Origin of the sequence: Kitasatospora sp. NPDC087271, from assembly GCF_044744605.1 — a bacterium.
In the GTDB taxonomy this organism is placed as follows: Bacteria; Actinomycetota; Actinomycetes; order Streptomycetales; family Streptomycetaceae; genus Kitasatospora.
Genome location: NZ_JBIUYQ010000020.1, coordinates 1 through 13,692 on the forward strand (window position 1 = coordinate 1; position 13,692 = coordinate 13,692).

Sequence of the window (13,692 nt, forward strand, 5' to 3'; positions counted from 1 at the left end):
GTCCGATATCCGCTCACTCGCAGGCGCCTTGACCTGCCCCACCCTCGCCACACCACAACCAACGAGACACCGACCACAAAGTCACCGGCATTGGGCCTAGGTTCGCACCGCGTCCTTCGAACGCGCGTGGGCCGGAAGGCCGTTGGCGAGGTCCTCGACCATCAGGCGCCAGGCGATGGCGGTCGCCGCGGTGCGCAGCTGGGGGCTGCGCGGGCGGCCGGCGTCGGCGTCCAGCCGGGCGTTGAGCCAGTCCGACCAGGCCTGGGCGAGGACGCGAACCTCCTGGGAGCCGGTCTCGGTGGGGGAGAGCCGGTCGCCGTCGCGGGTGAGGTAGCCCTCGGCGGCCATCCGGTCGAAGACCGGCTCCAGGACCTCGGGCGGCACCCGCTTGCGGGCGGCGATGAGGTCCAGGGAGGCCTGGCCGACGGCCTTGGTGTGGCCGGCGACCTCCATCAGCGCCCAGGCCCCGGCCAGGTCGACCCGGGTGTCGGCGTCGTCGACGATCGAGCGGACGGTGTCGAGGTCCACGCCGCGCACGAGCTTGCCGACGGCGTACTCCAGGTGCGGGTCGGAGTCGCTGGTGGTCGGCTGGGCGAAGCCCTCGCCCATGTCGGTGGAGCCGGCCCGGGCGGTGTCCCGCAGCTGCACCTGCTTGAGGAAGAGCGCGACCACGAACCCGACCAGGGCGACCGGCACCGTCCACAGGAACACGGTGTGCAGGGCGTCGGAGTAGGCCTGGACGATCGGGGCCGCCTGCGCGGCGGGCAGCCGGTGCAGGCCCTGCGGGCTCTCGGCGGCCCGGGTGAGCAGCGCCGGGTCCGCGCCGGTGAGGCGGGCCGAGGAGGCCACGCCCCGGGCGAGTTCGGTCTTGAGGCTGTTGGCGTAGATGGTGCCGAACACGGCGGTGCCGAAGGAGCTGCCGATGGTGCGGAAGAAGGTCACGCCGGAGGTGGCGGTGCCGAGGTCCGCGTAGTCGACGGTGTTCTGCACGGCGATGGTGAGCACCTGCATGCTCAGCCCGATGCCGACGCCGAGCACGAACATGTAGAGGGAGGCGAGCGCGGTGCCCGTGCCGGGTTCGAGCCGGGAGAGCAGGTAGAGGCCGACGGCCATCACCAGGGTGCCGACGATCGGGAACACCCGGTACCTGCCGGTCTTGCTGACGGCGTTGCCGCTGGCGATCGAGGCGAGCAGCAGCCCGATCACCATCGGCAGCGTCCGCACGCCGGAGACGGTCGCCGAGTCGCCGTCGACGTACTGCAGGAAGGTCGGCAGGAAGGTCAGCGCGCCGAGCATCGCGAAGCCGACGATGAAGCTGAGCACCGAGCAGACCGCGAACACCGGGTTCCGGAACAGCCGCATCGGCAGCATCGGTTCGACGGCCCTGCTCTCCACCCAGCAGAACAGCCCGAGGGCGACGGCGCCGCCGGCGAACAGGACGATGATCACCCCGGAGCCCCAGGCGTACTCGTTGCCGCCCCAACTGGTCGCCAGGATCAGTGCGCTGGCGCCGATCGCGACCAGTGCGATCCCCAGGTAGTCGATCACCGGGCGCACCGCCGAGCGCACCGAGGGGATGGTCCGGGCGGCCGCGATCACCACCAGGATCGCGATCGGCACGTTGACGTAGAACGCCCAGCGCCAGGACAGGTGGTCGGTGAACAGCCCGCCCAGCAGCGGCCCGATCACCGTCGCCACGCCGAACACCGCGCCGATCGCGCCCTGGTACTTGCCGCGCTCGCGCAGCGGGATGACGTCCGCGATCAGTGCCATGGCCGTCACCATCAGGCCGCCCGCGCCGATGCCCTGGAGCGCCCGCCAGGCGATCAGCAGCGTCATGTTGGTCGCCAGGCCGCAGAAGAACGAGCCGGTGATGAAGACGACCGCCGAGATCTGGAAGAGCAGCTTGCGCCCGTACAGGTCGCCGAACTTGCCGGCCAGCACGGTGGCCACCGTCTCGGCCAGCAGGTAGGCCGTCACCACCCACGACATGTGCGCGGCCCCGCCGAGGTCCGCGACGATGGTGGGCAGCGCGGTGCCGACGATGGTCTGGTCGAGCGCGGCCAGCAGCATGCCGAGCACGATGGTGCCGAAGACGACGTTGCGCTGCCGGGCGTCCAGTACCGGCGGGGCGGTCGGCGGGGTTTCGGTGGCGGCGTTCATGTCCTCAGCCTCCGGGGCGCCGGGGGAGGCCGCGATCGGGTTCGGCCGTCCGGGTGAGCGGCGGCGCGGGCGGCGCAGCCCGGCTGGCGGCTCCGGGGCCGCGCCGTCCACGATGGCCGTTCGGAGGGGGGCCGCGCGCGGCGGGCGGGCAGCCGGACCGGGAAGCCGGACGACGGCCGGCCGCCGGACGCGAAGCCAGACGACCGCCGGACGCCCGGAAGGTGCTCCCATGACGGCCCAACCCCCGTGCAGCACCCCGGAACAGCGGCCCGGCGCCTCCGCCGCGGGCCGGCGGGCCGAGGCGCGGCGCTGGCGGGCGCTGACGGTCTGCCTGGTCGCCGGGTTCATGACGCTGCTGGACGTCAGCATCGTCAACGTCGCCCTGCCGACCGTGCGGGCCGGGCTGCACATGTCCGACAGCGGCCTGCAGTGGGTGCTCAGCGGCTACGCGCTCGCCTTCGGCCTGGTGCTGGTCCCGTCCGGGAGGCTCGGCGACGCCCGCAGCCGCCGGGCCGTCTTCCTCACCGGGCTCGCCCTGTTCACCGCGGCCAGCGCGCTGGCCGGGGCGGCGCAGAACCAGGAGTGGCTGGTGCTGGCCCGGTTGTTCCAGGGCGCGGCCGGCGGGGTGCTGGTGCCGCAGGTCTCCGGCTTCATCCAGGTCCTGTTCCAGGGGGCCGAACGCGGCCGGGCCTTCGGCGCGCTCGGCGCCACCATCGGTCTGTCCACCGCCGTCGGCCCGCTGCTGGGCGGTCTGCTGATCCACCTGTTCGGCCCGCAGAACGGCTGGCGCTGGGTGTTCCTGGTCAACCTGCCGATCGGCGTCGCCGCCCTGCCCATCGCCTACCGGCTGCTCCCGCCGCCCCCGCCGGCGGCCTCGCGGGCCGGGCACCGGGACTTCGACCCGGTCGGGGTGCTGCTGCTCGGTGCCGGGACGGTCGCGCTGCTGCTGCCGTTCGTCCAGGCGCAGCAGTGGCACGGCTCGACGCGCTGGCTGCTGCTGCCGCTGGCGGCGGTGCTGCTGGGGGCCTTCGTGGGCTGGGAGCGGTACTACGCGCGGGGCCGGGAGCCGCTGGTGAGCATGGCGCTGTTCGCGGTGCGCCCGTACGCGGCGGGAGTGGCGCTGTCGCTGGTGTACTTCGCCGGGTTCACCGCGATCTTCTTCATCTTCACGCTCTACCTCCAAGCGGGCCTGCACTACTCGGCGCTGACGGCGGGCCTGGCGGTCACGCCGTTCGCGGTGGGCTCGGGCGTGTCCGCGGCGATCGGCGGACGGCTGGTGCACCGGCTCGGCCGCCGGCTGGTGCTGCTCGGCCTGGTGCTGGTGCTGGTCGGCCTGCTGGCCTCGGCCCTGGCGGTGCAGCTGTGGTCGGGGTCGGCGATCGGCTGGGCGACGGTGGTGCCGCTGCTGGTCGCCGGGGTGGGCAGCGGGCTGGTGATCGCCCCGAACCAGACCCTGACCCTCCAGCGGGTGCCGATCGCCCGGGCGGGCAGCGCCGGCGGCGTCCTGCAGACCGCCCAGCGGGTCGGCTCGGCGGTCGGCATCGCCATCGTCGGCTCGGTCTTCTTCGCCCACGCCCAGGGCCCGCACCCGGACTGGGCGCTGGCCTTCCAGCTGGGCGTGACGGTCGCGGCGGGCCTGGTCCTGGCGGCGCTGCTGGTGGCGCTGGCGGATGTGGCGGCGGGCCGCCGCGACGGGTGAGCACCGCTCCCGGCGCCGCCGCCGGACGGCGGGTCAGTGGTCGCGGCGCTGGACGACGGCCACGGCGACCAGCACCGAGGCGAGCGCCCAGAGCGCGAACGTGGCCCAGGATCCGGCGACGGTGGCCGGGTGCGCCGAGGGCAGCGAGTGGGTCAGGTCGACCTGGGCCAGCCGGCGCCAGGCCTGGAGCGGCATGGCGTGCAGGAGGTCGGCCGACCAGCGGTAGCGCTCGTTGAAGAACGCTGGCAGGAAGAACAGCACCAGGACGGTGCCCACCACGGCTCCGGCGGTGTGCCGGATCAGCGCGCCGAGGGCGAATCCGGCGAGGGCGCAGACCGGGGCGAACAGGGCGGCGGCCGCGACGAAGCGCAGCGCGGCGGGGTCGGTGACGGAGACGCCGATGTGCGTGTCGGCGAGGACCGCCTGGCAGGCGCCGAAGGAGACGCCCGCGGTGACGGCGCCGTAGCCGAGCATGACCGCGGTCAGTACGCAGGCCTTGGCGGCGATCACGGCCCGGCGGTCCGGGACGGCCACCAGCGTGGTGCGGATCAGCCCGCTCGCGTACTCGCCGACCAGGGCGAGAGCGCCGACGCTGCCCGCGACGATCATCACGACGTCGGCGGCGATCATGGTGAAGGAGTCGCCGAGCGCGACCTGCAGCATGGTCGCCGGATCGCCGTCGCCGACGGTGTAGTGGTCGTAGGTGTACCGGGCCGCCTTGAGGTTGGCGGCGATGACGAACAGGGCGCTCAGGCCCAGCACCCAGACGGTCGAACGCAGGGACCAGAACTTGATCCACTCGGCGGCGAGCAGGTCGCCGAAGCGGGCGCGCGGCCGGGGGAGGGGCCGGGGACGGGACTGGGGGTGGGGGTGGGGCTGGGGCTGGGGGGTGGTGGTCGCGGTGATCATCGGGGCTCTCCGGCCAGGTAGTCGACGCTGTCGGCGGTCAGTTCCATGAACGCCTCCTCCAGGGAGGCGGCGCGGGAGGTCAGGGCGTGCAGCAACAGGCGCTGCTCCAGGGCGAGTTCGCCGATCCGGGTGGCGTCCAGGCCGGTCACGGCGAGCGCGCCGTCCGGGCCGGGGCGGACGGTGGCGCCCGCGGCGGTCAACACGGCCGCCAGCCGGTCGGGTTCGGCCGCCCGGACGGTGACGCCGGTGCGGTCGGCCCGGGCGGAGAACTCCGCCAGGCTCTCGTCGGCGATCAGCCGGCCCCGGCCGATCACCACCAGCCGGTCGGCGGTGTGCTCCATCTCGGCCATCATGTGGCTGGAGACGAAGACCGTCCGTCCCTCCTCGGCGAGGCGGCGGAACAGGCCGCGGACCCACAGCACGCCCTCCGGGTCGAGGCCGTTGAGCGGCTCGTCGAACAGCAGCACCGGCGGGTCGCCGAGCAGCGCGCCGGCGATGCCGAGCCGCTGCTTCATGCCCAGCGAGTAGCCGCCGATCCGGCGACCGGCGGCCTTGGTGAGCCCGACTTCGTGCAGCACCTCCTCGACCCGCGCGGCCGGGATCGCGTTGGCGCGGGCCAGTGCCCGCAGGTGGGCCGCGCCGGTGCGCCCGCCGTGGACGTCGCCCGCGTCGAGCAGGGCGCCGACGTCGCGCAGGCCGCGCGTCCGCGCCCGGAACGGGCGGCCGTCGACGGTGGCGGTGCCGCCGGTCGGGTCGTTGAGGCCGAGGATCAGCCGCAGGGTGGTGGACTTGCCCGCGCCGTTGGGGCCCAGGAAGCCGGTCACATGGCCGGGCCGGACGGTGAAGGTGAGGCGTTCGACGGCGGTGGTTCGGCTGTAGCGCTTGGTCAGCTCGGTGACTTCGATCATGGGCTCCACGGTGCCGGGCGGGGCCGGGCCGCCGCATCGGACCGGCGTTGACACCGCGGGCCCCGGCTGTCACCCCCGGTCGTACAACCACGGTCCGATGACGGCGATTCAGGCCGCCGATACGATCTTCGTATGCTTGCGACGCCCTCTCCGCCCCTGTTCCGGCGCATTCCGCCCGAGGTCTGGGTCGGGCTCGCCTGGTGCGTGGCCGCCGCCTACCCCGCCGTCCTGCTCGGCGGCAACGCCCGGTACCACGGCGGGGCCGCCCACGGCGGACTGGCCTTCACCCTGGCCACCACGGTGGTGGCCTTCGCCGGCGCCGCGCTGGTGCGCCGCCTTCCGGTGCTCGCGGTCGCCCTGCTGTTCGTCGCCGCCTTCACGGAGACCGACGGCTGGGCCGCCGACACCCAGGTGCCGCCGGCCTCCCTGCTGGCCGTGGACGTCGCGCTCTGCCTGATCACCGCCACCCGGCCGCGCCGCAGCTCGCGGACCGCGTTCGCGCTGGTGATGAGCCTGCTCGTGCTGCACATCGGCCTGGTGCACGGCAACACCGTCGGCATCTTCACCGGCACCCACGTCGGCTCCGCCGACGGCGCCGCGCTGCTCGCCCTGGTCGCCTGGCTGGTCGGCCGCTCGATGCGGCAGAACCGCGAGCACGCCCGGGCGTTGAGCACCCGGGCGGCCGCCGAGGCCGTCACCGCCGAACGGCTGCGGATCGCCCGCGAGATGCACGACACCGTCGCCCACACCATCGGCATCGTCGCGCTCCAGGCCGGCGCCGCCCGCCGGGTCATCGACACCCGCCCGGAACGGGCCAAGCAGGCGCTCGGCGAGATCGAGAACGCCGGCCGGGACACCCTGGCCGGGCTGCGCCGGATGCTCGTCGCGCTGCGCCAGGCCGACGGCTCGACGTCGGCGACCACCCCTCAAGGTCTGGCCGACCTCGACCGGTTGGCCGCCGCGACCACCGCCGCCGGTGTCCGGGTCGAGGTCCGGCGGCGGGGCGAACAGGGCCCGCTGCCACCGGAGATCGACCTCTCGGCGTTCCGCGTCATCCAGGAGTCCGTCACCAACGTGGTGCGGCACGCGGACACCCGCTCCTGCAAGGTCCTGGTCGACCGCCGCACGGCGGGCGAGGTGGCGGTGGAGATCACCGACCGGGGCCGCGGCACGGGCACCGGCACCGGCACCGGTCGGGGCGGGGGCTTCGGCCTGGCCGGGCTGCGCGAACGGGTCGGCCTGCTGGACGGCGAGTTCGAGGCCGGGCCGCGCCCCGAGGGCGGCTTCCGGGTCGCCGTCCGACTGCCGATCCCCGGGGAGGTGACCGCATGACCCGCGTCCTGCTGGTCGACGACCAGCCGCTGGTCCGGGCCGCGCTGGAGATGGTCATCACCGAGACCGCCGACGTCGAGGTGGTCGGCGAGGCCGGCACCGGTGCCGAGGCCGTCCGGCTGGCCGGCGAACTGCGGCCCGACGTCGTCGTGATGGACCTGCGGATGCCCGGTATGGACGGCATCGAGGCCACCCGCCTGATCACCGGCGGCGGTGGGCCGACCAGGGTCGTCGTGCTCACCACCTTCGACGACGACGACCACGTGTACGCGGCGCTGCGCGCCGGGGCGTCCGGCTTCCTGGTCAAGGACATGGCGCTGGACGACATCCTCGCCGCCGTCCGGGTGGTGGCCGCCGGGGACGCCCTGATCGCACCGAGCGTCACCCGCCGGCTGATCTCCTCCTTCGCGGACCAGCGGCCGGCCCCGGGCCCGGCGGCGGCTTCGGGCCCGGCCGCCGCGTCACCGACCGGTGCGCCGGTGCAGGCCCCCGCGCCGACACCGGCCGCCCGGCGGCTGGGCGCGATCACCGGCCGGGAGCGGGAGATCCTCACCCTGGTCGGCCGGGGCCTGTCCAACACCGAGATCGCCGCCGAACTGGTCCTCAGCATCGCGACCGTGAAGACCTACATGACCCGGCTGCTCGCCAAGCTCGACGCCCGCGACCGGGTCCACCTCGTCATCCTGGCCTACGAGGCGGGCCTGGTCGCCGTCCCCGGCTGACGTCGGCAGGCTCAGCGCTTGATCGCCACGCCCGCGTACATCGCGATGTCCTGGTCGCGGATCGGCGCGGCCCCGGCGTCCGGGCGCCAGTGGTGGACCAGGGTGACGCCGGGGTCGAGGAGGTCGTAGCCGTCGAAGAAGGCCGCGGTCTCCTTCTGGTCGCGGATCTGCAGCGGGATGCCGCGCGCGTTGTACTCCCGGCCGACGCCGCCCACGCCCACCGGGTCGGTGTCCCCGGTGAACACGGTCAGGGCGAGGAAGCTGCCCGGTGCCAGGGCGTCCATGAAGCGGCGCACGATGCCCTGCGGGTCGTCCTCGTCGAGCACGAAGTGGACGATGGCGATCAGCGACAGCGCCACCGGCTGGGAGAAGTCGAGGACCTCGCGCAGCCGGGGGTTCTGGATGATCGACTCCGGGTCGCGGAAGTCGGCGTCCACGTAACAGGTGCGGCCCTGCGACGTGCTGGACATCAGGGCCCGCGCGTGGGTGAGCACGATCGGGTCGTTGTCGACGTAGGCGACCCGCGCGTCCGGGGCGATCGACTGGGCGATCTCGTGGACGTTGGGCGAGGTGGGGATGCCGGTGCCGATGTCCAGGAACTGCCGGACGCCGTACTCCTCGGTGAGGTGGCGGACGGCGCGCTGCATGAAGTCGCGGGTGGTGCGCATGGAGATCGGCAGCGACGGCCAGGCCTGCACCGAGGCGTGCGCGGCGACGCGGTCCGCCTCGAAGTTGGTCTTGCCGCCGATGAGGTAGTCGTAGACCCGCGCCGAGTGCGGTACGTCCATCCGCAGATCCACCGACGGGTACTCCTCCTGCGGGCCGCGCCCTGCCCGGACCTCGTTCGACATGCTCGTCCTCCCGTTGCTGGGGTTCCGTCACCGGCCGCCCTGGTGGCGGGCCTTGGTGCGCATGGTAACGGTGTTACGGGACGACAAGATGACCATCTCTTGGGGTTAAGGCCCCCTTAAGAGCGCATCCTAGGGCTGGGCCGCCGGGCTGCCGGCGGTCGGGGAGCCGCTCTGCCCCGGGAGGAGCGGATGGTGTCCGTACGATCGACCGGCGGCGGCGAGTTCGAGCGCGGCGCCGGTCCAGGCGGCACCGAAGGCCCAGGTCGAGAACCACTCGCACAGGTACAGCGGGCGGACGGCCCAGTCCGTGCCGACGCCGGCCACCCCGGCGACGACGGCGAGCAGCAGGAGCGCCAGGATCAGCACCCCGGCCGCCAGGTAGGCCCGGCTGACCCAGGACGGCTGGGTGGAGCGCGGGTTGCGGAAGGAGTAGACGCAGAACATCGCCAGCACGAAGAGCAGCAGTCCGGCGAAGGCGTAGTGCAGCAGGCCGACCGCGCTCTGGAACGCGGTGGCGCCCTGCGGCGCGGTCGGGCACAGGGCGACCCCGAGCGCGAACACGCCGGCGGCGGTGCTCCAGCGGTCGTCCCGGCGGTCGAAGCGGTAGCAGATCAGGAACACCCCGAGCGCGCACAGGCCGCCCACGAAGAGGTTCCGGGTGCTGGTGTAGTACGAGCCGCTCATCGAGGCCGGCCAGAATCCCGCCGTGCTCTGGCCCCTGAGCTCGGCGAACAGCCAGTTCCCCAGGGGTAGTGCGAGCGGCAGCAGGATGCCGATCAGTCCGACGCCGAGTCGTAGGAAGGTGATGGTCCGTTCGTCCTGGTTGGTGCCTCCCCGGGCGTCGACCGCGTCGCGCTCCGGGTCTTCCGCCGTCCGCCGTTCGTGGGTCACGGACGCCTCCTTGCCCTCTGCACTTATGAGCAGCTGTCAGCTGGTGTACCCACGGTGCGGCCCCTGTCCACACCACCGGAACGGGCGATTTGAAGACGGACCCCAGCGGCGTGACGGGGGTCAGCCGGTGGGACTGGCGGACCTGGCGATGAGGGAGTTGAGCAGGGCCGCGCCGCGCTCGGCGTCGTCGACGCTCACGGCGAACTCGCGCCCGCGCCGGGTGCGGACCACCAGGCAGACGCCGCGGCGCAGCATCACGGTGGTGCCGAGGCCGTTGACGCGGTATCCCCAGCCGCCGGCCTGGGCGGGGGTGCGCAGCTCGGCGCGGGCCGAGTCGAGGTCGGCGGGGGACCAGCGCCGGCTGGGCCAGCCGAACGGGCCGAAGCCGACGGACAGGCCCTGCGCGGTCACCCGGGCCTTGACCGAGGCCGAGCACAGGACGATGGGGGAGGTGGTGACGAACGGCACGACCGTCGCCCAGCTGAACCCCATCAGCCCGCTGGCCGGGGCCAGCACGCCGACCAGCGCGCCCAGGGCGAGGACGGAGGCGCCCAGTTGCAGCCACGGGTTGGCGGCCTGGGAGAGCCAGACCAACTGCTCGCCCGGCGCGGTCGCCGGCGCCGGGATCCGGGCCGCCGGGCTCGCCCCGGTCGGGGAGTCGATGCGCGGGCGGACGGCCAGCCAGGTCAGCAGGCCGGCCAGGCCCGCCGCCACGACCAGGACGACCACCTCGAAGCCCATCGGCGCGGCCTCCTGCCAGCGCGCGCGGTCCAGGTTGGCGTGCACGATGGAGGTCTGTGCCCCCGTCAGGAGCACCCCGACGGCCGCCAGTGCCGCCCCGGTGGCGCCGCCCGCCGTCCCGGCCCGGAACCGGCGGGCGGCCGCGGCGGCCAGCACCAGCACCAGCCAGACTCCCGCCGGGAACAGCGCGGACGCCGTCAACGACATGGAGCCGTCCGGGTTCTGTCCGCTCCAGTGGGTGGCGAGCGGGTCCGGCAGCCGGTGGCGCGCGGCCCACGGCAGCGCGATCAGCAGGGCCAGGACGCCCGCCGACCAGGCCACCGCGCCCCAGAGCGCGCCGCGCCCCGCCCCGGGCTCCCGGCGCTCCTTCGCTATGAGCTTCCCGTCCGTCACGACATCCCCCTGATCATGTCCACGAGATCGTTCCTGCTGTAGCCGGCCCGGGCCGCATCGGCGACCAACTGCCTTACCCGATCGGCGAGTTCGGAGCGCGCGTCGGCGCCTTCGGCGACCGTGACGCCACGGCCCCGGCGGAACTCCAGTACGCCCTCGTCGCGCAGCGTGCGCAGCCCGCGCAGGACGGTGTTGGTGTTCACGCCCAGCGCCCGGGAGAGCTCCCGGGCCGGTGGCAGCCTGTCTCCGGGGGCGCACTCGCCCTCGGAGACGGCCCGCCTGATCGCGCCCGCCACCTGCTCGTGCAGGGGACGGGCGTCACCGGTGTCCAGCTTCAGCAACATGGTGCTAATGACGATAGCACCATCCGGATCTTGCGGCGGTCCCCTCGTGCCCCCCGGCACCCGCCGGAGCGCCCGTCCCCTCGCGCACCCCGGCGTCCCGGCGGAGCATGGACACCGAGGAGGTGGCGGCACGGCGGTGAGCGGACGACTGCGGGTGTTCCTGGGGGCTGCGCCGGGGGTCGGCAAGACGTGCGCCATGCTCGCCGAGGGCCGCCGGCTGCGCGACGACGAAGCCCTCGACGTCGTCGTCGGACTGGTCGAGACCTACGGCCGCCGGGGCACCGAGCACCAGCTCGGGGACCTGCCCGTGCTGCCCCGCCGCACCGTCGGCCACCGCGGCACCACCCTCACCGAACTCGACGTCGACGCCCTGCTCGCCCGCCGCCCGCAGCTCGCGCTCGTCGACGAACTCGCCCACACCAACGCCCCCGGTGGCCGCCACCCCAAACGCTGGCAGGACGTCCGGGAACTCCTCGACGCCGGCGTCGACGTGGCCACCACCGTCAACATCCAGCACCTGGAGAGCCTCAACGACGTCGTCGAGCAGATCACCGGCGTCGCCCAGCGCGAGCGGATCCCCGACGAGGTGGTCCGCGCCGCCGACCGGATCGAACTCGTCGACCTCAGCCCGCAGGCCCTGCGCACCCGGATGGCCCAGGGCGCGATCTACCCGCCCGACCGGATCGACGTCGCCCTCGACCACTACTTCCGGGCCGGCAACCTCGGCGCCCTGCGCGAACTCGCCCTGCTCTGGCTGGCCGACCGGGTCGAGGAGGAACTCGCCGACTACCGCGCCCGGCACGGCATCCGGGCGCCCTGGGAGACCAAGGAACGCATCGTCGTCGCCCTCAACGGGGCCCCGCAGGGAGAGCACCTGATCCGCCGCGGCGCCCGCACCGCCACCCGGGTCCACGGCGACCTGATCGGCGTGCACGTCCGGCCCGACGACGGCGCCACCGTCCACGAACCGCCCGCCCTCGCCGGCCAGCGCGCCCTGCTGCACGAACTCCACGGCGGCTACATCGAGGTCGACGGCAACGACGCCGCCCGCGCCCTGGTGGACTTCGCCCACGCCGAGAGCGCCACCCAGATCCTGCTCGGCCCGACCAGCCGCAGCCGCCTGCGCGAACTGGTCTCGGGCTCGGTGATCAACCGTGTCATCCGGCTGGCCGGCCCGATCGACGTCCGGGTCGTCCCCCCGCCCCAACCCGGCCTGCTCGCCGTCCCGCCCGCACCCCGGCGCCGCCGCCCGGCCGCCGTCCCGCCGCGCCGCCGGCGCCTGGCCTGGCTGGCCGGCCCGGCCGCAACGGCCGCCCTGGCCTGGGCGCTCTCCCCGCTGCGCGACTCGTTCGCCCTCCCCGGCGCCCTGCTCTGCCTGCTGCTGGCCGTCGCCGCCACCGCCCGGCTCGGCGGCCTGCCGCCCGCCGCCGCCAGCACCGCCGCCGGGGCGCTCGCCGCCGACTACTTCTTCACCGCGCCCTGGCACAGCCTCGCCGTCACCCGCGGCGCCGACCTCGCCGCGCTGCTGCTCTTCCTCGCCGTCGCCGGGATCATCGCCCACCTCATCGACGGCCTCACCCGCCGCTCCCAGCAGGCCGACCGGGCCCGCGCCGAAGCGGCGGTGCTGGCCCGGCTGGCCGGGGCGGCGGCCGAATCCGGCGCCCGCGCAGTGCCCGACCTGGTCGCCGACCTGCGCCAGGTGTTCGGCCTGGAGGGCGCCGTCGTCCTGGTCCGCACCGGCCGGCTCTGGCGCCCCGCCGCCGCGTCCGGCACCGCCCTCCCGCAGCACCCCGAAGAGGCCTCGCTCGCCGTCGACCTCGGTCCGGACGCCGTCCTGGCGCTGCGCGGACCGGCGCTCACCGAGCAGGACACCCGACTGCTCGGCCCCTACGTCACCCAGCTGCGACTGGCCCGGGAACGCGAACGGCTGGCCGCCCAGGCCGCCGCTGCCGAGACCCTCGCCCACACCGACGCCCTGCACACCGCGCTGCTGGAGGCCGTCGGACAGGACCTGCGCGCCCCGCTCGCCGCGCTGCGCCGCGAGGCCGCCGACCTGCCGGGGCCGCCGGGGCGGCGGATCGCCGCCGAGGTGCGGCGGATGGAAGGCCTGGTCGCCGACCTGCTGGACCTCGACCGGCTGCGGGCCGGCGAGCAACCGGTGCTGCTGCGTCCGACCGCGCTGGCCCCGGTGCTCGCCGCCGCGCTGGCCGCCCTGCCCGCCGAGCAGAGCGGTGAGCAGCGCGACGTGCGCCTCGCCCTCCCGGACGGCCTGCCGCCCGTGCTCGCCGACGCCGGTCTGCTGGAACGCGCCCTCGCGGACCTCCTGGCGGGGGCCGCCGGGCCCGCCCTGGTGGACGCGGGCGCGGTGGGCGGGCGGATCCACCTCCGGGTGAGGGCCCCGGGCCCGGCCGCCGACGGCACCGGCCTCACCGTGGCGCGGGGCTTCGTCGAGGCGATGAACGGCGAGCTCACCGTCGAACCGTCTCCCGCCGGCGGCACCGCCTACACCCTCGACCTCGCCCGCGCCCCGGCCTGACGTTACGGCTGATCGCCCGTGATCCGGTATCCGGGGCGCCGCGTCGCCTCCCGGCTCCTGTCTCCTGCCTCCCGGCTCCCGTCCGCCGAACGGGTGAAACCAGGTGTCGGCGGGAGGCAGGCGTATGGAGCGCGTTGGGAAGGCGGCCCGGCGCGTCAGGAAGGCGTCAAGGACGGGCGGCGGCCGGCCGGCGCGGCGGTTGG

The 13,692-nt window shown here is 74.7% G+C and carries 11 protein-coding genes; 4 read left to right on the forward strand and 7 right to left on the reverse strand.

All coding sequences use genetic code 11. The features are described 5' to 3' along the window. Positions 1 to 96 precede the first annotated feature (96 nt). Positions 97 to 2,163 (reverse strand): MDR family MFS transporter, encoded by a 2,067-nt coding sequence (locus tag ACIO9K_RS28015; protein WP_400334139.1) that lies wholly within the window; start codon positions 2,161 to 2,163, stop codon positions 97 to 99. Positions 2,164 to 2,392: 229 nt separating this feature from the next. On the opposite strand from ACIO9K_RS28015, the gene ACIO9K_RS28020 reads away from it, so the two are divergent. After that, a complete protein-coding gene (locus ACIO9K_RS28020) occupies positions 2,393 to 3,862 on the forward strand; it encodes an MFS transporter (protein ID WP_363617512.1) in 1,470 nt (489 codons plus the stop codon). A gap of 33 nt (positions 3,863 to 3,895) precedes the next feature. Here the strand turns inward: ACIO9K_RS28020 and ACIO9K_RS28025 are convergent, their stop codons facing one another. Both ACIO9K_RS28025 and ACIO9K_RS28030 read right to left on the reverse strand, forming a co-directional pair. Next, complete coding sequence (locus ACIO9K_RS28025; protein ID WP_400334142.1) at positions 3,896 to 4,771, reverse strand: ABC transporter permease; 876 nt, start codon at positions 4,769 to 4,771, stop codon at positions 3,896 to 3,898. Next, positions 4,768 to 5,679, reverse strand: coding sequence for an ABC transporter ATP-binding protein (locus ACIO9K_RS28030; RefSeq protein WP_400334145.1), 912 nt, complete (start codon positions 5,677 to 5,679; stop codon positions 4,768 to 4,770). Before ACIO9K_RS28030 ends, ACIO9K_RS28025 begins: the two co-directional genes overlap by 4 nt. Before the next feature lie 132 nt (positions 5,680 to 5,811). Between ACIO9K_RS28030 and ACIO9K_RS28035 the strand changes: the two genes are divergently transcribed. Continuing rightward, complete coding sequence (locus ACIO9K_RS28035) at positions 5,812 to 7,011, forward strand: sensor histidine kinase (protein WP_400334148.1); 1,200 nt, start codon at positions 5,812 to 5,814, stop codon at positions 7,009 to 7,011. After that, positions 7,008 to 7,733, forward strand: coding sequence for a response regulator (locus ACIO9K_RS28040; protein ID WP_400334151.1), 726 nt, complete (start codon positions 7,008 to 7,010; stop codon positions 7,731 to 7,733). Before ACIO9K_RS28035 ends, ACIO9K_RS28040 begins: the two co-directional genes overlap by 4 nt. Before the next feature lie 11 nt (positions 7,734 to 7,744). Here the strand turns inward: ACIO9K_RS28040 and ACIO9K_RS28045 are convergent, their stop codons facing one another. The 4 genes from ACIO9K_RS28045 to ACIO9K_RS28060 form a co-directional block, all read right to left on the reverse strand. Further along, complete coding sequence (locus tag ACIO9K_RS28045) at positions 7,745 to 8,584, reverse strand: SAM-dependent methyltransferase (RefSeq protein WP_363589115.1); 840 nt, start codon at positions 8,582 to 8,584, stop codon at positions 7,745 to 7,747. Between the two features lie 129 nt (positions 8,585 to 8,713). Next, the gene (locus tag ACIO9K_RS28050; RefSeq protein WP_363617502.1) at positions 8,714 to 9,475 is read right to left on the reverse strand and encodes a hypothetical protein; all 762 of its coding nucleotides are present in this window, start codon (positions 9,473 to 9,475) and stop codon (positions 8,714 to 8,716) included. Positions 9,476 to 9,595: 120 nt separating this feature from the next. Beyond that, a complete protein-coding gene (locus ACIO9K_RS28055; RefSeq protein WP_400334155.1) occupies positions 9,596 to 10,609 on the reverse strand; it encodes a DUF1648 domain-containing protein in 1,014 nt (337 codons plus the stop codon). Beyond that, complete coding sequence (locus ACIO9K_RS28060; protein WP_400334158.1) at positions 10,606 to 10,953, reverse strand: GntR family transcriptional regulator; 348 nt, start codon at positions 10,951 to 10,953, stop codon at positions 10,606 to 10,608. Before ACIO9K_RS28060 ends, ACIO9K_RS28055 begins: the two co-directional genes overlap by 4 nt. Positions 10,954 to 11,089: 136 nt before the next feature. Between ACIO9K_RS28060 and ACIO9K_RS28065 the strand changes: the two genes are divergently transcribed. Further along, a complete protein-coding gene (locus tag ACIO9K_RS28065) occupies positions 11,090 to 13,489 on the forward strand; it encodes a DUF4118 domain-containing protein (protein WP_400334161.1) in 2,400 nt (799 codons plus the stop codon). Positions 13,490 to 13,692: the final 203 nt, after the last annotated feature.